We start from the raw sequence: 20563 nt of genomic DNA on the forward strand, positions 1-20563 counted from the left end.
CGTGCCAAAAGAAGCTGGGGCTCAGGACTTTCAGCCACGCTGGGGAGGGCGCTTGGGCCCATGAGTGTTGTAAAAACGCATCAATTATACGTGAAACCCTTACGGAAGTCCATTGACTTTCCGGATCGAAATGCTTAGATAATGTTCGCCTGCGCACATAAGATGAGATTTCAATGAAGGTTACGCTGGTCATGCTGGACGGGGTGCAAGCGCTGGATGTGGCGGCGCCGCTGGATGTATTTGCCGAAGCAAACCGCTTTTTGCCAAAAAAGGATCACTACCAAACCACGCTGGTCGGCGAGCGGCCGGACGGCGTGACCAGCTCCAGCGGCATGGATTTTAAAGTGCATTGCGACTACCTGAATTTTCACGCGGACAGCGACCTGTTGCTGGTGGCCGGCGGGCCGCGCTATCAGGACTACCGCCCGTCGGCGCCGTTGGCCGACTGGCTCAACCTGCATGCGCGCCGCGCCAAGCGCTTCGGCGCCATCTGCAACGGCGTGTTCTTGCTGGGTCGCGCGCGCCTGCTGGACGGCCGCGAAATCACCACGCATTGGGATCACGCCGAACGGCTGGTGGCGCAGTTCCCCTCCTCCATCGTTAGGCCCGACAAGATTTTCGTCCGCGACGGCAATCTGTTCACCTGCGGCGGCGTCAGCGCCGGTATCGATTTGTGTCTTGCGCTGGTGGCCGAGGATTGGGGTCAAGAACTGGCGCTCAAGGTAGCAAAGCGGCTGATCGTGTACATCCGGCGCGACGGCGGCCAATCGCAGTACAGCCCCTACCTGGCGGTCGGCCCGGACCAGGACTCGCTGGTAGCGCGGGTGCTGAAATACGTCACCGACCACATCGCCGAGCCGCTCGGCATCGAAGAGATCGCCGATGCGGTCGGCGTCAGCCGCCGCACCTTCTCGCGCGCGTTCGCCAGGCACGCCCACGTTACACCGTCGGTATTTGTCGACCAGGTGCGGATCGACTTCGCCCGCAAGCTGCTCGAGGAGACCGACGTGCCGCTGAAGACCGTCGCCTTCCGCTGCGGCTTTAATACCGCCGAGAAGATGCGGCTGATCTTTTCGCGCCAGCTGGATATCACGCCCAAGGCCTATCGCGAGCGCTTCCGCTCCGCTGCGACGGACGCTTGACGTCTTTTGGGACAGCCAGCACGCGTTTGGGGACAGCCTGTCCCACTCGCCCGTTTGCTGGGGCAGAATTCCCGCATCCACTCAATCACGGGGACCATCATGGAATCTGCCCACGAAACTTTTACCACGGCGACGCTGCCGTCCACGCGCAACCTGCCGGTCAACCTGTTCGGTTCGGTCATGAGCGTGGCCGGGCTGGCGCTGGCGTGGCGTCTGGCCAGCAAGCGCTACGGCGTTGGCATCGCCATCTCCGACAGCATCGGCATCGTCGCCCTGCTGCTGTTTGCCGTGCTGGCGATTGGCTATCTGCATAAACTGATACGGCACACGGCGGCCGTGCGGCAGGAATTCGATCACCCGGTAATTGGCAGCTTCTTTGGCACCATCGGCATCAGCATCTTGCTGCTGTCCAGCGTGGTCGCCAGTTACAGCAGCGCCGCGCAGTGGCTGATGTGGAGCCTGGGCGTCGCTGTCACGCTGGCGCTGAGCGCGGTCATGATCGGCCGCCTGTTGAACGGCAACGCCGCTCCGGCCAGCGTGGCGCCGGCCTGGCTGATTGCCGGCGTGGGCAGTCTCGATATCGTGGTCACCGGCGGCAACCTGCCCGGTCCCTGGGCACGCGAAATCAACTTGCTGGCGGCGGCCATCGGCGGCGTCAGCGCCTTGGTGTTCTTCGTGCTGATCTTCTCGCGCCTGGTGCATCAGGCGCCGATGGCCGACGCCATGCGGCCGTCGAAGATGATCCTGATGGCGCCGTTCGCGGTCGGCTTCATTGCTTACGTCAACCTGATGCAGACGGTGGACCGTTTTGCCGCGCTGCTGTTTTACTTTGGCCTGTTCCTGTTTGTGATCATAGGCTGGCGGCTGGTGCGCAAGCCGCCGCCGTTTTCTCTGTCATGGTGGGCGATCGGCTTTCCCATGGCGGCCCTGAGCAGCTCGGCACTGAACTATGCCGGCGCTGTCGGCGGGCTGGGACTGGAAGTGCTGGCGGTAACGTTGCTGATACTGCTGTCGCTGGTCATCGTCGCGCTGGCGATCCGCTCGCTGTGCTCCATGGCGGAGGTGCGCCCATGAACGCCCTCAACCTGAAGCAGAATCTGGATGATTACGACGACTTCTACGACATGCTCACCGAGTCGCACCACGACCTGACCGAAGCGCAAAGCAAGATGCTGGACGCGCAAATGGTGCTGCTGTTGGCGAATCACATCGGCGACCTGGCGGTGCTGCGGCAAGCCTTCGCCCTGGCCCGCGTGACCGTCGAGGCCAGCAGCTAGGTGTATCATACCGGCCATGAATAATATCGACTTACCTTTCAGGGCCAACACGGAAGAAGCCTGCGCCTGGCTGGCGCATCAAACCGGCGAACCATGGACCTTGGCCCGCCTGCTTGAGCACGAACTGACGCCGGTAGTATGGCTGGATTACGATGCCGCCTATCCCGAGCTGTTCGGCGACGCCAACGGCGGTTACGCCGCGCCGATCTTCTTCCAGGACGACATTGCGCGGCTGGCAGCCGGCAGCGAAGACGTGCTGATCACCTTCACCAAGGACGCCTACAAGCTGCCGGCGCGATTGCCTGAACCGGGCTTCCGCCGCCCGCTCGACCAATTGCGTTTCCAGAAACGGGATCTTGAACGGCTGGCCACCAAGCTGAAGCAGGATGCGCAAGCGGCGTTGGCGCCACCGCCCAAGCCGCCGGAGTCGCAAGAATCGCAGGCCGGCATCAGCAAGCAAGAGGTGCTGCTGGCGTTTGCGGCCATGGTGCGGCTGGACCTGGACCGCTCGCTGGATGACGCGATCGGCATCTTCGGCGATGATGGCGCGCGGGTGAAAGCCAGCGCCAAGAAATCCAAGCGCAACGCGGTCTGGAATCCCGTCACGCTGGCGCTCGGCCTGCATGATGTGTATCGCACGCCCATCGGGCCGCTGAAACGCGCCTTCAAAACGCACGAATTCCTGTATGCCTGGCAAGGCAACTGGGAAGAATCGCTACGGCTACTGGGGAAGTAAGCGCCGTTCGCGTATCCACTCGTACACCCGTTGCCGCACTTGCGCGGCCATGCGGGTTGGGAAGCGGATAAAGCCGTGCGGCGCTTCCGGCAGCAGATGACATTCCACCACAGCCACGGCGCGCCAGCGTTCGGCCATCAGCGTGGTGTCGTCGCGCAAAGGATCGCGCTCGCCGGCGAACATCAGCACCGGCGGCATACCAGACAAGTCGCCATACAGCGGCGATAGCGGCGCTTTCCGACGCTGTTCATCGGTCAGACCGGGCGTGAGCAGACGCAGCGAATCGAGCATGCTGGGGCCGTGCAGCACCAGCGTGTCGGCACCGGCCTGGCGCACGCTGGGCGTACCCGCCAAATCGTAGACGCCGTAGTACAGAATTGCGCCGTCGATGCGGCGCAGCAAATCAGGCCAGCGCTTGAGCCGCAACAGCGTCGCCGCCGCCAGATGGCCGCCTGCGGACTCGCCGAGGATGTAGACCGGCAAGCCGTCGAATTCGGGAAGTCCGCCGTCCAGCAGCCAGCGTGCCGCAGTCAGACAGTCGTCCATGATGGCGACCAGCGGCGCAGCCGGCGCGAGCCGGTAATCCACCGATACCACCGCGACTTGGCAAGCGTTGATCAGGCCGGCGTTGAGCTGATCGTTCATTGCCGCATTGCCGATGGCCCAGCCGCCACCGTGAAAATCTAGCAGCACGCCGCGCGCCGGCGATGCGCCGCGCAAAATGCGTACGGGTACGCGCAATCCGTCCGTATGCGCTGCGTAACGCGTTACACTAATACCTTCTCGCGCAAGTTTGCCATCAGCGCCAAACTGCGACAGCCGCAGCAGCGACTGGATTAACATCGGAATCACACGGTTGTTGATTTTGAAGCGCGGCGCCCAATGCAGTTTGCGGTTGAAGCTGCGCGCATCTTCCAGTGTTTCGCTGTCCCACGCCAAGGTCATGGCGTCAGGTCTTCCTTGCGACACGCATCGGCCAGAATTCGCTCGACCACGGCGCGTGGCACCTTGCGGAACAACAGAAAAGCGGCGGCGCTACGCTGGCCATAGGTCCGGGACCACTCAAGGCCCTGCCGAACAACGGACGCCTGTTGCGCATCCGAACGGGGTGTCATTTTAATATCCATGGCGAACTATCGCATAAATGCCCTACAGACATTGTGCGACCGCACACGAACACGGCAATCGTCCGCTGGCAAAAACAAAAGAATGGTAATTTATTAAAACAAAAAAGCACCATCGTTCTTTTATTTGTCTTCAAAGGAATATTTTGACTCCCCTGCCCTACACCCCGGACATCGAAGTGATTGACGCCGAAGAAAGCGCCCTGATCACCGAAATCGTTGAACAAATGGCGACGCAATCGCGCTGCGCCTTCGAACGCCACCGCCACGCCATTCGCGACGCGCATGCCAAGTCGAACGGCCTGCTCAAGGGCGAACTGACAATCCACGACGACCTGCCGGCGGAACTGCGCCAGGGCGTCTTCGCCCGCCCCGGCACCTACCAGGTGGTGGCCCGCCTGTCCTCCGCGCCAAGCGATATTCACTCCGACAAAATCCCGGCGGCGCGCGGTTTTGCGCTGAAGATTATCGGCGTTGACGGCGAGCGCCTGGCACCTGAAATCGGCGGCAACAATCAGGATTTCCTGATGGTCAATTTCCCCGCGCTGGCCTTCGGCACCATCCCCAAATACAAGCGCATGCTGACGCTGCTGGAAGCCAATTCCCACGCGCCGGACACCTTCCAACGGCTGGTAGCGGGCACGGCGCACGGCGCCAAACAGGTGCTCGAAAGCCTGGGTGGCACGCCCGGCGCGACGCTGGACGGCCTGGCCCGCGACAACCATCATCCGCTGGGCGAGACCTACCACACACAAGCGGCCATCCGTTTCGGCGACTATATCGCCAAGCTGGCGCTGCAACCTGCTTCGGACGCCGTACGCCGCCTGACCGGCCAGCCGGTGGACGACGTCGGCTACGCCACCCTGCGGGACGTGATCAGCGACCACTTTGCCCAGCACGGCGCCGAATACACGCTGAGCGCGCAACTGTGCACGGACCTGGCGCGCATGCCGGTGGAAGACGCCGCCATCGCCTGGCCGGAAGAGCTTTCGCCGCACCGCCCGCTGGCCACCTTGCGCTTCGCGCCGCAATCGACTGCGCATCCGGCGCGCCAGGTCTACGGCGACGACGTGCTGTCGTTCAATCCGTGGAACGGCGTTACGGCGCACCAGCCGCTGGGCGGCATCATGCGCATCCGCCGCGCCGCCTACGAACGCTCGACCGCCTTCCGCCACAGCATGAACGCGCAGCCGCGCGTCGAGCCATCCCAATCTTCCGACATTCCCGACTAAAGGACCACCATGACCGACCACAATCCCGACCCGCGCCTGGCCGACGAAACCAGCCTGGAAGCGATCCGCCGCAAAATCGACGCTGTCGCCCACGACGCCCCGCACCTCGCCAAGATCGCACTGGAGGCGCTGGTGCGCAAGCATAATCCCGACCTGAAAGGCACGGCCAATTCCGCCGGCCGTGTCGGCAAGCAGTCCGGCAATGTGTCGGAACTGACAGCGATCGCGCCGCTCAAGCCGGGCGGCGCCGAACGCCTGCGCCGCATCTTCGATCTGACCAACGGCAATATGGACGGCGCGCAGCGCGTCTCCACGCTGCACGACATGCGCTTTGTGTTCTTCGATGACGATACGCGTATCCTGTTCGCCACCACCTACGACGGCGACTGGGACAGCTACATCAACGACTTCGCCACTAAAATTCCAGAGCTGATGGATCTGCTGTTCGCCAACATTGAAGGCTGGCCCGGCATCGACAGCCCGGCCGTGAAAGACTTCATCGCCGGCCACCAGATCGACGCCGCCGGCTGGTTCGTCGCCAATCCGCAGGTGACGGTGGTGGATACGCGCCGCTTCCAGCGCATGGACAAGGCATTGACGGCCTTCCTCGACCAGATGTCGGCAAACCCGCCGCAGGACGAAGCGACGCGCAAGGCGCTTGAGACGCTCAGCGCCGCGCTGGCGCAACCGCAGGGAGTGGACTACTGATGACTTTCCTCACCGATCTCAAAGCGCGCTTCGTGCGCGAACACGTGACGCTGGCGCTGGACGATATCCAGGCGCTGATCCTGCGCGCGCGGCCCGAACCCTATGTCGGCATCCACGCGATGCTGCACATCGACGACGCCGCCGGCGGCCGTGACCTGATCCGCCGCATGGCCGAGCACATTCCGTCGGCCGCCGGCTGGACCGACGACCGCGACGCCTGGATGGGCATGGCGCTGAGCTTTCAGGGCCTGAAGGCGCTCGGCGTGCCCGAGTCTTCGCTGAGCAGCTTCCCGCTGCCGTTCCAGCAAGGCATGGCGGCACGCGCCGAACAATTGCGCGATGTTGGCAGCAATGCCCCGGAACATTGGGACGACGCATTCCAGCCGGGCACGTGCCATATCGCGCTCACCATCTATGCCCGCGACGAAGCGGCGCTGGACATCGCAATCGAAAAAGCGATGGGCGAACTGGATCGTTCGCATGGCGTCACGCTGGTGGGTAAGCATGCGTTTGGCGCCGACGAAGAAGCCAAGAATCCGTTCGGCTTCCGCGACTCGATCTCGCAACCGGCCATCGCCGGCAGCGGCGTCGCGCCGCTGCCCGGCCAAGAGCGGTCGATTGCCGCCGGCGAATTCATCCTGGGCGAAAACAGCGAAACCGGCGCGCCGGTCGCAATGCCGGAGCCGCCCGAGCTGGGCCGCAACGGTTCGTTCGTGGTGCTGCGCAAATATGAAAGCCAGGCGGGCGCCTTCAATGACTTTGTGCGCAGTCAGGCGCAAGATGAAAAAGCGCAAGACCTGCTGGCGGCCAAGCTGGTCGGCCGCTGGCGCAGCGGCGCGCCGTTGACGCTGGCGCCTGAGCAGGACGACCCGGCACTCGGCGCCGATCCAAAGCGCAACAACGATTTCGATTTTTCCAAAGATCCGCGCGGCCTGATGTGCCCACACGCAGCGCACATGCGCCGCCTGAATCCGCGCGACAGCCAGCTGACCATCCTGACCGACGTCAACATCCACCGCATCATCCGCCGCTCATCGACCTTCGGCCCGAAATGGCGGCCCGAGCTGACCGCCAGCGACGACCACGGCGAGCGCGGCATCTTCTTCATCTTCATCAGCGCGCGCGCCTACGACACTATCGAATTCTTCCAGCAGGAATGGATCAACCGCGGCAACTTCATCGACCTGGCCACCGAACGCGATCCGATGGTGGGACTGCACGAGACGCCGGGCAGCTTCACCATCCCGGAAACGCCAGTGCGCCGGCGTGTCGATGGCATCACCACCTTCAACCAGCTGCGCGGCGGCGAATACCTGTTCATGCCGTCGTTGAGCGCTTTGAAATGGATCGCCGAAGCGCATTGAAGCACTGAGCACAGTCCGGCAGCGGCGAGTCCGTTGCCGCACTGGCCTACTCGGCCAGATTGCCGGACTCGTCAAGCTTTCTGCATAACTCGGCATGGCTGACGATCGCAGTCTCGACGTGGGAAGGCCGCCGCGACAACGCCAGTTGCCGATCGGCGGTCAGGTAGCCGATGTAGTTTTCGAGACTGACCGCGCGCCCGACCGGAGCGTTGCGCAGTATCCCAATATCTTCTCTGGATAGTGTGAAGCTGTGGCTTGCGCCATCGGGGGCGTCTATCTGGACCAAGTATTGAAGCATGGCTATCTCCGAAACTCAGTGAATCCGAGCATGTGCCGCCATCCTAACGGGCCTTGGGCATGAGGCGACCATCTTTCACAATTTGTAGCACTTGTTTCGTTTGGTGGTCAGGCGCGGCTACAGCGACGGCGATCCCGCCCTACATTCAGGCAGGGCGGCCGTCAGCATGCCGAACAGCGTGCGCGCGGCTGGCGCCATGCTGTGATCGCGCTTGGTGATCAGGCCCAGCGTGCGCTTGATTTCGGGGTCAACCAGCGGCACGCCCACCAAGCCATCCTGTCGCCCCGGCAGCACCGACAGGCCCGGCACCGCCGCCACTCCAATCCCGGATTCGACCAGGGCCAGCACGCCCGAGACATGGTTGACCTCGCAGAAGATGATGGGATGCTTCTCGATGCCCGCCAGCGCGGCGTCGATGACGCTGCGATTGCCGCTGGACTTGGCCACCGAAATGTAGCGCAGGTCCACCGTCTCTTTCCAGCTCAATTGCGCGCGTTGCGCCAGCGGATGGTCGCGCCGCATCGCCAGCACGTAGCTCTCGACGTGAATCGGCTCAAAGTGGATCTCGGGATTTTCCGCGCCGGCGAAGTTGATGCCGAAATCCGCCTCGCCGTTCAGGACCAGGTTCAGCACATCCTGGGCGCTCTCGTCGTGAATGCGCACGCGGATGCGCGGATAGCGGGCGCTGAATTCCTTCAGAATCTCCGGCAGGAAATGCCAGACCGCCGACGGAACGCAGGCCAGCGTGACCGTCCCGGTACGGTGCGCCGCCAGTTCGGCGATCCCCAGCACGGCGTCTTCCAGTCCCGCCAGCGCAGTGCGGACGTTGACCAGAAAAGTCTCGCCGACGTTGGTCAGCTGCACGCGCCGGGTGGTGCGCTCGAACAGCTTGACGCCCAGGCTTTCCTCAAGCTTGTCGATGCGCCGGCTCAGTGCCGACTGCGACAGGAATACGTCCGCAGCGGCCTGGCGGAAACTGGCGCGTTCGGCCACCGCGACGAACGCCTGTAAATCGAGAATATCGTAATTAATGCGCATAACGCAAGAATACGCGAAGTAATTGCGATTATCAAATCACTCGTCCTGGCGGATCATGGCGACACAACAAAATCAGCCTCGCCAAGAAGGCCCCTCTTTGGAGACACCGTGCGCCACCCTTCTGTCCTGCCAGCGTTGCTTATCGCCAGCGCCCCCTGCCTCGCGCAGTCCAACCTTGCCCTGTACGGCGACATCGATCTCGGCATCCGTTCGCTGAGCGGCCTCAGCGCGGGCAACACCCCGGCTGGGGGCTATACGCCGTCCGTCAGCAGCGGCGTCGACAACACCAGCCTGTGGGGCTTGCGCGGCCAGGAGTCGCTTGGCGATGGCTGGAAAGCGATCTACCGCTTTGAAGGCGGCCTCAGCGCGGACACCGGCGCGCAGGCCAAGAGTGACCGCCTGTTCGACCGCCACGCCTGGATCGGCCTCGCGTCGCCGTATGGCACGCTGGCACTGGGACGCCAGCCGAATCTGATCTCGGACGCCCTGTTCCCGGTCGATCCGCTCGGCAAGCGCTTCGCCAGCTTCAATCCAAATATCAACATCGTTGGCCTGAGCAACACCAGCTTCGGCACGCACGCGTTCGGCACGCAGTACGGCCCCAGCGGCTATGCCGACAACTTTTACCGCCTCGACAACACCATCAAGTACACCGCCAGGGTCGGTGACTGGCAAGCGCGCGCGGCGTATTCGGCCGGCGAAGTGGCCGGCGATGCGGGCGACCTGTCCAGCCACGGCGTCGCGCTGGCATACCAGCGCCCCGCCTGGGCGGTGTCGGGCGCGTCGATGCAGTTCCGCAGCCGCGACGGCCTGCCGCTCGACGCCTGGTCGCTCGGGGCCGCGCTAAGGTTCGACGACTGGCAGCTGAAAGCCAATATCGGCAGCAACCAGGCCGATACCGGCCAGAATAAAAGCGTGCACCAGCGCGTGCTGTCGGCCGGTCTCAGCCGTACGCTGGCGCCCGGCTGGCTGCTGACCGCCGCCTACTACAGCGCGCGGCGCACCGCCACCGGCTTGCGCGACGACGGCTTCGACCGCGCCTTCCTGTTCCTCGAAAAGACGCTGTCGCCGCGCACCACCGCCTACCTCGAAGCCGACCGCACCAGCTGGCGCGGCGACGCGGCGGGACAGACAGCGTCGCTGGCCAACGCGCGCCATGGCACCGGCCTGACGCTGGGACTGGTCCACAAATTCTAACGACACAAGGAGACACCATGCGACCATTTCAATTAAAGCGCGCCGCCCTGGCGGCGCTGCTCGCGGCCTGCGCGCTGGCCGGCGGCGCGGCCCCAGCGGCCGACCTGCGCGTGGTCAGCTCGGGCGGCTTCGCCCAAGCCTACAAAGACCTGTCCGGCCGTTACCAGGCCAGCAGCGGCGAACACCTGGTCGCCGAATGGGGACCGTCGATGGGTGCGACCAGAAACGCGATTCCGGCGCGGCTGGCGCGCGGCGAACCGATCGATGTCGTCATCATGGTCGGCGACGCCCTTGACAAGCTGATGGCCGCTGGCGCGCTGGAGCCGGGCAGCAAGGTCGTGCTGGCGTACTCGCCGATCGCCTGCGCGGTCCGGCACGGCGCCGTCCATCCCGATATCAGCACCATCGACGGCCTGCGCCGCGCCTTCCTGCAGGCCGGGCGCGTGGCCTACTCCGACAGCGCCAGCGGCGAATACATCCGCGGCCAGCTGCTGGACAAGCTTGGCATCCGCCAGCAGATGGCAGGCCGCGCCGCGCAGATTCCGGCCACCCCGGTCGGCGTGATCATCGCCCACGGCGAAGCCGATTTCGGATGCCAGCAACGCAGCGAGCTGAAACCGGTGCAAGGCATCGACATCGTCGGCCTGCTGCCGCAGGAAGTGCAGCTGACAACCGAGTTTTCCGGCGCCCTGGTGCGCGCCAGCCCCAACCAGGAAGCCGGCCGTGCCCTGCTGGGCTTCCTCGCCGCACCGGCCAATGCGCCCGTGATCGAAGCGACCGGCCTGGCGCCTGCCGCATCGGCACCTTGAACCATTTCACCACGCCGGCATGCCACGCCGGCATGCCACGCCGGCACGCACTTTTAGAGGTCATCATGTCCCTTCACTCCCCTGCCACGGCAGCGCGCCCGACGCCTGCAGCCTCTGCGCCAGCGCCGGCGCGCAGCCACTCCCGGCTGTCCGCCGTCATCCGCGTGACGAGCGGAAACTTCATCGAAATGTACGATTTCTTCCTGTTCGGCTTTTATGCAACCTACATCGCCGCCGCGTTCTTCCCCAGCACCAGCGAATACGCGGCCCTGATGATGACGTTCGCAACCTTCGGCGCCGGCTTCTTCATGCGTCCGCTGGGAGCGATCCTGCTGGGCAGCTATATCGACCGCATCGGCCGCCGCAAGGGCCTGGTGCTGACGCTGGCCATCATGGCCAGCGGCACGGCGCTGATCGCGTTCGTGCCGGGCTACGCCACCATCGGCCTGCTGGCGCCGCTGTTGGTGCTGATCGGCCGCCTGCTGCAGGGCTTTTCGGCCGGGGTCGAGCTGGGCGGCGTGTCAGTCTACCTGTCCGAAATGGCCACGCCCGGCAACAAGGGATTTTATGTCAGCTGGCAGTCGGCCAGCCAGCAACTGGCGGTCATCTGCGCCGCCGCGCTGGGTTACCTACTGAACCAGAACCTGCCCAGGGAGATCATTGCCGACTGGGGCTGGCGGATTCCATTCTTTATCGGCTGCTCGATCATTCCGGTGGTGTTCTACATCCGTAAATCGCTGCAGGAAACGGAAGCTTACCTGGCGCAAAAATCCCATCCGACCTTCCGCCAGATGATGCGCACCATCGCCGCCAACTGGCCGCTGGTGACCGCCGGCGCCATGCTGATTGTGCTGACCACGGTGGCGTTCTACCTGATCACCGTGTACACGCCGACCTTCGGCAAAAGCGTGCTCAAGCTCAGCACCAAGGAAAGCCTGCTGGTGACCCTGTGCGTGGGCGTATCCAACTTCTTCTGGCTGCCGGTCATGGGCGCCGTGTCGGACCGCATCGGGCGCTGGCCGATCATGGCGGCGTGCGCCGCGCTGACGGCGCTGACCGCCTACCCGGCGCTGTCGTGGCTGATCGCGCATCCGAGCTTCGGCAACATGGTCATGGTCGAGCTGTGGCTGTCGTTCCTGTATGGCGCCTACAACGGCGCGACCATCGTCGCCCTGACAGAAATCATTCCGGTGCAAATCCGCACGACCGGCTTTTCGCTGGCCTACAGTCTGGCGACCGCGCTGTTCGGCGGCATGACGCCGCTGCTGTCGACCTGGCTGATCGAGGCCACCGGTGACAAGGCGGCGCCCGGCTACTGGATGGCGGGCGCGGCGGTGATCAGCCTGAGCGCCACCTTCCTGGTCTATCGCGGCATCGTCAAGGAGCGGACGGCGGTCCCGGGCTAAGCCAGGCGGCCAGCCGGTACGACGCGGCAGCGCCCTGCCGTGTATGATGGAGGCCACTACGGAAACGGAGACATGCGCATGCCGACATCGACTGCACCAGCACGCAACTGGTTCGACCAGGGTGGCGCGGCCTACGCCCGCTTCCGGCCCGAGTATCCGCCGGAACTGGCCGCGTTCATGGCGTCACAGGCGCCGGAGCGCCGGCTCGCCGTCGATGTCGGCTGCGGCAACGGCCAGCTCACCGGCTTGCTGGCCCAGCATTTCGCGCAGGTGGTCGGCATCGATCCGAGCGCCGACCAGCTGGCCAATGTGGCGCCGGATGAGCGCATCGACTATCGTCGCGCACCGGCGGAGCAGATCCCGGTGGCCGACGCCGCCGCCAGCCTCATCACCGCCGCCCAGGCTGCCCACTGGTTCGACCTGCCGGCCTTTTACCGCGAGGCCCGCCGCATCGGCAGCCCCGGCGCCGTACTGGCGCTGGTCAGCTACGGCGTGCTCACGCTCGACAGCGCACTGGACGCGCGCTTCCAGGCCTTTTACCGTGACCAGATCGGCCCGTACTGGCCGCCGCAGCGCCAACTGGTGGACAGCGGCTACGCGACGATCGACTTTCCGTTTGACGAGTTGGCGGCGCCGGCCATGCAGATCCGCTGCACCTGGTCCTTGCCGCAGTTCCTCGGCTATCTGGCCACGTGGTCGGCGGTGCGCAGTGCGCGCGAGGCCGGCCGCGCCGAACTGCTGACCGCCTTCGCGGACGACATCGGGGCGGCGTGGGGCGATCTCCGGCTGGAACGCATGATTTGCTGGCCCATCAATATGCGCATCGGCCGTCTATAACCGGCCCGCCTCGCCATTGGCTTCTGAATGTGCCCGGGCGGCTATTTCGGCTCGCCCTTGGCCATCTGCCCAAAGACCTCGTCGCGCCGCACCCACGCATGGAACAGCGCCGCGCCGAAGTGGCCCAGAATGGTGAAGAACAGTACATAGGCCAGCACGCCGTGCAGCGGACGCAGCCAGCCGTAGATCACCGGACTGTGCGGCAGGATGGCCGGCAGATGCACGCCGCCGACCATCGGTATCGGATAGCCCCCGGCCGACAGCATGGCCCAGCCGATCAGCGGCATGGCCAGCATCAACCCGTACAACAGCCAGTGCGACGCGTGCGCGGCGAACTTCTGGATGGCTGGCAGGTCGGCCGGCAGCGCCGGGATCGGGCGCGTCAGCCGATTCACCAGCCGCACGATGGCCAGCAGCAAGATGGCAATTCCCAGCGGGCGATGCAGGGCCAGCAACTGGTCACGGTATTGCAGCGACACGACCATGCCGGCGCCGACAAACAGCATGCTCAGAATCGCGATCGCCATGGCCCAGTGCAGCACGCGCGCCAGCAGATTGAAGTGGTGTGGGCGGTTCATCGGGCGCTCCCGTTCTGGACGTTGGGTTGGGCGGTCTTGCCTTGGCTGATTTCACGTTCACGGCGGTTGAACGACACCGAGTACGCCGCCGAACGCGCATGCAGCACCGGATCGTCGCTGGCGGCAATGCCGGTCGGTAGGATCAACGGGTCGAAATTCAGGTCGCGGCATGGGCCGTTGGCCTGTGGTTCGGCATGTACCACGGTCAGTGTGGCAATGGTGGCTTCCTGCCGGTTCTCCGGCCAGGCTTTGGATGGATCGGTAATCGGGTCACCCGGCGCGGCGATTTGCACCACCATGTCCCACACCAGCGGGCCGGCCGCCAGGCGCTTGTCCAGGTCGGCGGCGAGGAAATTGACGTCGGCCGTTTTCAGCTGCTCGGGCGTCATCGCCACCACCGGCGTGCGCGGCCGCATCGACCAGCGCACCATGCGCTCGACGCCGTGCGCGTCGGTCAGGCGAAACGCATTCACGCCGTTGAAGCGGGTGCTGCCCAGACTATCCGACTTTGGCGCGGTCTTCGCCCACGCCATGAAGGCGGCGATCTCGGGATGCGCGACCAGCAAGGCTTTCATCTTGTTCGGGTCGGGCTTGCCGGTGGCGGGATCGGGCACGCCCGCCTCGTTCATTTGCTGGAACCCCTGCGGCGTCGAGGCGGCGAAGAACGGGAAACTGTTCATCGCAATGCGCCACTCCTGGCCGTCATCTGTTTTGATCTGTACCGCCATGCCGCGCACCGGCGACGCGCCATCGGGCGCGTACGGGTTATTGGACGAGGCGGAAAAACGGCCGATGACCGGGATCGACCGCTGCGAGAACGCGCGCGCCGTCGACAGCTTGGCCGCCTCCGCCGTCGGCGCGAAGGTGCCGGCAAAGCAGATACCCTTGCTGTGCGCGCGCCGGAAACCCGGTTGTTGTTTGCCCGATGCCTGGGCCAGGTCCATCATCTGTTGCGGCGTCAGGCCGCGGTGACCGATCCAGCCGCCGACCCACGCGAACAGCGCGGCGATCAGGGCCAGGATCACGGCGATCGGCAGGAGCAGCAGCATCGAGCCGCGCGAAGTGGGGGTAGGCATGTCAGTCTGGCTTTCAATGGTTAGATGGCTAGCAACAAGGATTGTCGCATGGCGAGCGGCCAGCGTGGCGTCCCGGACACCGGTCTTATTGCAGGGCGGCGTCTACGGCGTACGCACCGGCTCGGGCGCCGTCAGCCATGCCAGCAGCGCCGCCGACTCCAGCGGACGGCTGTACAGATAGCCCTGTCCCTTGTCGCAGCCCTGACGGCACACCACCGCCGCCTGCGCCACCGTCTCGATGCCTTCCGCCACCGTGCTCATGCCCAGGCTGCGCGCCACCTTGACGGTGGCTTCGATCAGCACCTCGTGATGGCGGCTGGTATCGGCCGCGCTGACGAACGAGCGGTCGATCTTGACCGTATCGACCGGCAGCAGATGCAGACTCGACAGGGACGAGTAGCCGGTGCCGAAATCATCGAGCGCCAATTTGATGCCCAGCGCCTTCAGGCCCAACAACTGCTGCTGGATATCCTTGCCCTGGGCCGCCAGCGTTTCGGTGATTTCCAGCTGCAGGCGCTCGGCCGACATCCCGGTCGCGGCCAGGATGGCGCTGACCCGGTCGCACAAGCCCGGCTGCGCCAGCTGCGCACGCGACAAATTGACGGCCAGCAGGCGCGGCGCCCGCGCACCCAGCTGTCGCTGCCAGCCGACGAAGTCGGCGCAGGCGACCGCCAGCACCTGCTCGCCAATCGCGCTGATCAAGCCGCACTCCTCGGCCACGCCGATGAATTCCACCGGTCCCACCAGCCCGCGCAGCGGGTGGCGCCAGCGTACCAGCGCCTCCACCCCGGCCGCACGGTCGATCTGGCCGTCCGCCTGCAAGCCGACCACCGGCTGATATACGGTGAACAATTCACCGCGCTCGACGGCATTGCGCAGATCCGCCGCCAGCCCGCCGCGCTGGATCGCCTGGTCGCGCATGGCCTGGTGAAACACCACGTAGCGGTCGCCGCCGTCGGACTTGGCCACCGTCATGGCGATCGCCGCGTCGCGCAGCAAATCGTCGGCGTCGGCGTCTCCCATGCCGGCGTCCACCAGCACGATGCCCATGCTAAAACTGCACGCCAGCTCGTGACCGCCAAGCTGGTACGGTTTGCTCAGCCGGTCCAGCAGGCGCGCGGCGATGCGTTCGGCCACGGCGGGCGCCGCCAGCCGGTCGAGCAGCACGACAAACTCGTCGCCGCCGACCCGCGCCGCCACCTCGCCCACGGTGTCGTCGCCCGGCGACCGGCCGCTGGCGCGCAGCGTGCTGCGCAGCCGTTCGGCCACCAGCACCATCATCTGGTCGCCGGCCTCGTTGCCATAGCTGTCGTTGATGTGCCTGAAGCGATCCAGATTGATGAATAACAGTGCGCCGGCATCATCCGCCGCGTGGCGCGGCCGCTGTCCGATCCGTTGCAGCAGCGCCAGCGCGCCGGCACGGTTCGGCAACTGGGTCAGGCCGTCAACGCGGGCCGCGCTGGCCAGGCGGCTGGCCAGCTGCCGCTGCTCGCGCGCCACTTCCTGCGTGACGTCGGCCAGTACCGCCATCAGCCGCCCGTCATCAACCTTGAGCAGCCCGAGCGACAGCACCGTCGGCGCACCGGCGCGCGGCTGCGGCGCCGGGATGTTGAAGCGCCGCCCTTCGCAGATCACGCCATGGCTGGCGGCAAAGCCGGCACACAGCCGCTGCAAATCATCGGCATACGGTCCCAGCACGCTGAACAGATTGGTCAGGTCGCCGTGCGGCGCCAGCGGCATCAGCAGCTGCGAGGCCATCGGATTCATCATCTCGATGGCGCCCTCCTGCTGCAGCTGGATCAGCGCCACCGGCGCCCGGTACAGAAACTGGATCAGCGCCTCATACGCCGCTTCGGCATCGCTGTTCATGGCCTCTCCATATCCCGCCAGCCGACCACCTGGTTGCGGCCGTGCCGCTTGGCCGCATACAGCGCCTGATCGGCCTGCTTGATCAGCGCGTCGATGCCGGCCACACTGTCGTCCATCGCCGCCACGCCGATGCTCACCGTATAAGGGATGGCCTGCTGCTCCGCCGCCGGCGGCTGCGCCACTTCGGCCCGCAGCCGTTCCGCCACCGCCAGCGCGGCGTCATGATCGACGCCCGGCAGCAGCAGCGCGAACTCCTCGCCGCCGATGCGCGCCACCACGTCGACCTCGCGACAGATGCGCAGCATGGTGGCGGCCAGCTGGCGCAGCACGGCGTCGCCGGCCGGGTGGCCGTGGGCGTCATTGATACGCTTGAAATGATCGGCATCGACCATCAGCAGCGCCAGCGGCCGGCGCGACTGCTGGCGGCGCGCCAGTTCCAGCTCCGCCGCCTCGAAGAAGGCGCGGCGGTTGGCCAGCCCGGTCAGATGGTCGCAATAGGTGGCCTGGCGCAGGTTTTCGCTGATGTCGCGCTTGTCGGAAATGTCGCGAATAATCATGCAATAGGCGGCCTCCTCGACGCCGCCCTCGCCGATCCGGCCGGGCAACGGCGAAATCAGCGAACTGCCCCAGAACTGGCTGCCATCGGCGCGCCGGCGCCAGCCCTCGTCCAGCGTCCAGCCGTTCTGGTCGGCGTCCCGCAGGCGCTCCAGCTGCTGTGCCGGGGTGGTGGCGCCGTCCGGATAGAACAGCGCATACGGCTGCCCCTTGACCGCCGCCGCCGAGAAGCCGGTGACCCGGCCGATGCTGTCGTTCCAGGTGTCGATGCAACCGCGGCTATCGAGCCCGACCAGCGCATAGTCGGTAATATTGGTCATGATGGCGTTCAGCCACGCGTCGGTTTTGCGCAACTGGCGCTCGCGCAGGTCCTGCTGGGTAATATCGCTGAGCACCGCCATCAGGCGCGCCGGGTCCAGCTTTAGCATATTCAGCGACAGCACCTGCGGCCCGTTGCCGGCCGCGTCGGCGCGCAGGTACAGCCGGGTGGCGTCGCAGATCTGCCCATGCGGTGGCGCAAAGTCCTGGCACAGCAGGCGCAGGTCGGGCGCCACCGGCGCCAGCGCGTCAAACAGGTTGGTCAGCGCGCCGTCCGGGCACAGCGGCAGCAACAATTGCGCCGACAAGGGATTGAGCATCAGGATCGTGCCATCGGCCGCCAGTTGCACCAGCCCCACCGGCGCCATGTAGAGAAACTGCAGCAGCGCCTCGTATTCCTGGGCGTCCGCCACGTCGGTCAGGTGATTCATAAGCGCTGCACCAGCACATACGCCAGCGCGTCCTGCGGCGCCGACAGCAGGCGCAGGCGCACCTTGGTCGGCCGCATGCGCAGCGTCAGCACATACGGGATCGTCTCGTCCAGCGCCACGCCGGCGTCGCGCGCCTCGATGAAGCGTTGCGCCACCAGGAAATTGTTCATGCACGGCGCCACCACCAAGAATAAATCCTGCTGCAGCACCCGCTCGACGCCCAGGCCGGCAGCCTGCGATTCGAAGCGGTTATAGCGCTGCACCTTCCCGTCCGCGTCAAAGCCGATGACGCCAAAGCCGAGACTGTCCAGTGTGCTGTCATCCAGCGCTGCCAGCAGCGCGGCCATGCCGGGCTGGTCAAATTCAAGTTGCTGCATGCTGTTTCCTTTGCGTGTTGCCGCGCCCCGATCGGGCGACGGCGTGTACTTGGTTAACCCGATGCCGCCGCCGTCAGGGCGCGGGCGCATCGATGATCCAGTCCGCCGGCTTGCCTTGCTGTCCCACCGGCAGCGCGACGCCGAAGGTGAAGGCCACCGGCCGCGCCGGCGGCGCCAGCCGTTCGCGCACCCAGTTGGTCAGCTGCCCGGCCAGCGTCGCGCTCGCGCCGGGTTCGCGCGGCACCACAAACGCCTTGAGCCGCGCGCCTTCATCGGGCCGCATCAGCCGCACCTGTGCCGCCTGCACGTCCGGATGGCGCGCCAGCAGCGCCGCCACCTGGGCTGGGTAGACATTCACGCCGGCCACCTGCACCGCGTGGTCGCGTCGCCCGGCCGGCACAAAAAGACGCGCATCTTGCCAGTCGATCCGATCCTGACAGGTCGCCTCCAGCCATTCACCGTCGCCGGCCGCGCGTTGCAAGGTGTCGCTGCCGTCCGCATGCTGCCAGTATGGCAGCAGCGCATACGGCGCGCCTGCCGCGCTGCGCCAGCCGACCCCGGCGGTCTCGCTGCTGCCGTAGACTTCGATCAGGCGCAGGCCGCCATCGGCCAGTTGCCGCGCCAGCGCCGGCGGACAGGGCGCGGTCGAGCTCACACCGCTGACACCGGGGCGCCAGTTCGGCACGGCCGCCGCCAGCGCCGCCCACACCTCAGGATAGGCGACGATCACGTCGCCGTCCGTGGCTTGTTGCAGCGCCGCCGGCAGCGTGCGCCGCATATCGAGCAGCGCCGGCGCCTGCCGGTACGCCAGCGGCAGCAGCACCGTGAACAGGAAGCCGTAGATGTGGTGCGCTGGTACCGCAAACCACAGGCGCCGCGCCTGCGGCAACTGGGCGGCGAAAAAGCACACTTCCTGCCACAACAGGTCGAGCCGGTGTTCGTTGCGCGTCGGCACCCCGCTGCTGCCGGAACTACGAAAACTGATCAAGCCGCTGCCGCTGCCGATTGCCGCGCCCAGCGCGTCACACCATTCACCCAGCGTGACCGCGCCCAACAACCGGTGCAGGTCGGCGTCCGGCGGCAGATGCAAGGCCGCCGCCAGCGCGCTGGCCAGCGCATAGCGCTCAAGCGAGTCGACGCCGAGCTCGGCATCGAGCTGCACCGCATCCGGCCACGGTAGCGCCGGCATGCCGGCGCTACCGTGACGCATCAAACACAACTCGGTGTACATCAAATCGGCGACGAAGCGCTGCAGCAACGCGCGCTGGCGCCACCAGGCGGGCGCCGCCCCAGGTCCGGCTATTTCAACATGATCCATGGTGCCTGCCGCGAAATTATACTCATTGGTAATTAACAGATACTACTCGGTAGCTTTTATTTCTTTGCGGTAGTAATATTAACACAGCGGTAGAAATGCCGTGCAATGTCACCCTTTCGAACACCCCTGCTCTACGTACAGGAACACCTACCATGATGGAACAGCAACCAGCGCCTTATCGCGCCGACCACACGCCCGTTTCGGCGCGCATCCGCGAACGGCTGATGCAGCGCGGTGTGCGTTTTCACGCCAACGACAACATTGCCGCGCACCTGGAGCCGGGCGAGATGGCGCAGCTGCTGGACGAGGTCAGCGAGCGCATGCGCGGCGTGCTCGACAGCCTGGTGATCGATACCGTCAGCGACCACAATTCGCAGGATACCGCGCGCCGCGTGGCCAAGATGTACCTGCAGGAAGTGTTTGGCGGCCGTTACACGCCGCCGCCGCCGGTCACCGAGTTCCCCAACGTCGCCCACCTGAACGAGCTGATGATCATCGGCCCGATCACCGTGCGCAGCGCCTGCTCCCATCACCTGTGCCCGGTCATGGGCAAGATCTGGATCGGCGTCATGCCCAACCAGCATTCCAACCTGATCGGCCTTTCCAAGTACGCGCGGCTGGCCGGCTGGATCATGAGCCGGCCGCAGATCCAGGAAGAAGCCGTGGTCCAGCTGGCCGAGCTGCTGCAGGAAAAGGTCCAGCCCGACGGCCTGGCGGTGATCATGGAGGCCGACCATTTCTGCATGCAATGGCGCGGCGTCAAGGATAACGACGCGCGCATGATCAACAGCGTTATGCATGGCAGCTTCCTCAAGGATGCCGCGCTGCGGCGCGAATTCCTGGCCCTGATCAAACGCTAAATCCCGCCGAAAG

General features: G+C 65.5%; 22 protein-coding genes. 12 read left to right on the forward strand and 10 right to left on the reverse strand.

Going from position 1 to position 20563, the window contains the following annotated elements:
* The first annotated feature begins 173 nt into the window (after nt 1-173).
* From HH213_RS26810 to HH213_RS26825, 4 genes are all read left to right on the forward strand, one after another.
* Nucleotides 174-1142 (forward strand): GlxA family transcriptional regulator, encoded by a 969-nt coding sequence (locus HH213_RS26810; RefSeq protein ID WP_169114299.1) that lies wholly within the window; start codon nt 174-176, stop codon nt 1140-1142.
* A gap of 99 nt (nt 1143-1241) precedes the next feature.
* The gene (locus HH213_RS26815; RefSeq protein WP_169114300.1) at nt 1242-2216 is read left to right on the forward strand and encodes an SLAC1 anion channel family protein; all 975 of its coding nucleotides are present in this window, start codon (nt 1242-1244) and stop codon (nt 2214-2216) included.
* Nucleotides 2213-2419 (forward strand): DUF2783 domain-containing protein, encoded by a 207-nt coding sequence (locus HH213_RS26820; protein WP_110850104.1) that lies wholly within the window; start codon nt 2213-2215, stop codon nt 2417-2419. Before HH213_RS26815 ends, HH213_RS26820 begins: the two co-directional genes overlap by 4 nt.
* 16 nt (nt 2420-2435) lie before the next feature.
* Nucleotides 2436-3155, forward strand: a complete 720-nt coding sequence (locus HH213_RS26825; RefSeq protein ID WP_169114301.1) for a hypothetical protein — start codon at nt 2436-2438, stop codon at nt 3153-3155.
* Here HH213_RS26825 and HH213_RS26830 read toward each other — a convergent pair.
* Both HH213_RS26830 and HH213_RS26835 read right to left on the reverse strand, forming a co-directional pair.
* A complete protein-coding gene (locus tag HH213_RS26830) occupies nt 3141-4100 on the reverse strand; it encodes an alpha/beta hydrolase (protein ID WP_169114302.1) in 960 nt (319 codons plus the stop codon). The two genes, HH213_RS26825 and HH213_RS26830, sit on opposite strands and share 15 nt — an antisense overlap.
* On the reverse strand, nt 4097-4270 hold the full coding sequence (locus HH213_RS26835) for a hypothetical protein (protein ID WP_169114303.1): 174 nt from the start codon (nt 4268-4270) through the stop codon (nt 4097-4099). Before HH213_RS26835 ends, HH213_RS26830 begins: the two co-directional genes overlap by 4 nt.
* 155 nt (nt 4271-4425) lie before the next feature.
* On the opposite strand from HH213_RS26835, the gene HH213_RS26840 reads away from it, so the two are divergent.
* The 3 genes from HH213_RS26840 to HH213_RS26850 are packed head-to-tail and all read left to right on the forward strand — an operon-like array spanning nt 4426 to nt 7583.
* Complete coding sequence (locus tag HH213_RS26840) at nt 4426-5511, forward strand: catalase family protein (RefSeq protein ID WP_174864438.1); 1086 nt, start codon at nt 4426-4428, stop codon at nt 5509-5511.
* Between the two features lie 9 nt (nt 5512-5520).
* Entirely contained in the window at nt 5521-6219 is a 699-nt protein-coding gene (locus HH213_RS26845; protein WP_110850100.1) for a hypothetical protein, read from the forward strand.
* Entirely contained in the window at nt 6219-7583 is a 1365-nt protein-coding gene (locus tag HH213_RS26850; RefSeq protein WP_110850099.1) for a Dyp-type peroxidase, read from the forward strand. Before HH213_RS26845 ends, HH213_RS26850 begins: the two co-directional genes overlap by 1 nt.
* 46 nt (nt 7584-7629) lie before the next feature.
* Here the strand turns inward: HH213_RS26850 and HH213_RS26855 are convergent, their stop codons facing one another.
* Together HH213_RS26855 and HH213_RS26860 are read right to left on the reverse strand one after the other, a co-directional pair.
* Nucleotides 7630-7881 (reverse strand): hypothetical protein, encoded by a 252-nt coding sequence (locus HH213_RS26855; protein WP_110850098.1) that lies wholly within the window; start codon nt 7879-7881, stop codon nt 7630-7632.
* A gap of 117 nt (nt 7882-7998) precedes the next feature.
* Nucleotides 7999-8919, reverse strand: a complete 921-nt coding sequence (locus HH213_RS26860) for a LysR family transcriptional regulator (protein WP_169114304.1) — start codon at nt 8917-8919, stop codon at nt 7999-8001.
* Between the two features lie 108 nt (nt 8920-9027).
* Here HH213_RS26860 and HH213_RS26865 point away from each other — a divergent pair, with 108 nt between their 5' ends.
* The 4 genes from HH213_RS26865 (at nt 9028) to HH213_RS26880 (ending at nt 13168) form a co-directional block, all read left to right on the forward strand.
* Complete coding sequence (locus tag HH213_RS26865; protein ID WP_169114305.1) at nt 9028-10116, forward strand: porin; 1089 nt, start codon at nt 9028-9030, stop codon at nt 10114-10116.
* Between the two features lie 17 nt (nt 10117-10133).
* The gene (locus HH213_RS26870) at nt 10134-10925 is read left to right on the forward strand and encodes a substrate-binding domain-containing protein (RefSeq protein ID WP_169114306.1); all 792 of its coding nucleotides are present in this window, start codon (nt 10134-10136) and stop codon (nt 10923-10925) included.
* 65 nt (nt 10926-10990) lie between these two features.
* Nucleotides 10991-12331, forward strand: a complete 1341-nt coding sequence (locus tag HH213_RS26875; RefSeq protein WP_169114307.1) for an MFS transporter — start codon at nt 10991-10993, stop codon at nt 12329-12331.
* Between the two features lie 78 nt (nt 12332-12409).
* Nucleotides 12410-13168: a class I SAM-dependent methyltransferase gene (locus HH213_RS26880; protein WP_169114308.1), complete on the forward strand. Its 759-nt coding sequence runs from the start codon at nt 12410-12412 to the stop codon at nt 13166-13168.
* A gap of 41 nt (nt 13169-13209) precedes the next feature.
* Here HH213_RS26880 and HH213_RS26885 read toward each other — a convergent pair whose 3' ends face one another.
* The 6 genes from HH213_RS26885 to HH213_RS26910 form a co-directional block, all read right to left on the reverse strand.
* A complete protein-coding gene (locus tag HH213_RS26885) occupies nt 13210-13746 on the reverse strand; it encodes a cytochrome b (protein WP_110850092.1) in 537 nt (178 codons plus the stop codon).
* On the reverse strand, nt 13743-14822 hold the full coding sequence (locus HH213_RS26890) for a catalase family peroxidase (protein WP_217363470.1): 1080 nt from the start codon (nt 14820-14822) through the stop codon (nt 13743-13745). Before HH213_RS26890 ends, HH213_RS26885 begins: the two co-directional genes overlap by 4 nt.
* A 102-nt stretch (nt 14823-14924) precedes the next feature.
* Entirely contained in the window at nt 14925-16691 is a 1767-nt protein-coding gene (locus HH213_RS26895) for a putative bifunctional diguanylate cyclase/phosphodiesterase (RefSeq protein ID WP_169114309.1), read from the reverse strand.
* Nucleotides 16688-17995 (reverse strand): sensor domain-containing diguanylate cyclase, encoded by a 1308-nt coding sequence (locus HH213_RS26900; RefSeq protein WP_169114310.1) that lies wholly within the window; start codon nt 17993-17995, stop codon nt 16688-16690. Before HH213_RS26900 ends, HH213_RS26895 begins: the two co-directional genes overlap by 4 nt.
* Nucleotides 17992-18372, reverse strand: coding sequence for a phosphonate transporter (locus HH213_RS26905; protein WP_110850088.1), 381 nt, complete (start codon nt 18370-18372; stop codon nt 17992-17994). The genes HH213_RS26900 and HH213_RS26905 overlap by 4 nt, the downstream gene beginning before the upstream one ends.
* Nucleotides 18373-18445: 73 nt before the next feature.
* The gene (locus HH213_RS26910) at nt 18446-19690 is read right to left on the reverse strand and encodes an AMP-binding enzyme (protein WP_169114311.1); all 1245 of its coding nucleotides are present in this window, start codon (nt 19688-19690) and stop codon (nt 18446-18448) included.
* Nucleotides 19691-19842: 152 nt separating this feature from the next.
* Here HH213_RS26910 and folE point away from each other — a divergent pair, with 152 nt between their 5' ends.
* A complete protein-coding gene (gene folE / locus HH213_RS26915) occupies nt 19843-20550 on the forward strand; it encodes a GTP cyclohydrolase I (protein ID WP_371875686.1) in 708 nt (235 codons plus the stop codon).
* Nucleotides 20551-20563: the final 13 nt, after the last annotated feature.

This window comes from Duganella dendranthematis, assembly GCF_012849375.1.
GTDB lineage: Bacteria > Pseudomonadota > Gammaproteobacteria > Burkholderiales > Burkholderiaceae_D > Rugamonas > Rugamonas dendranthematis.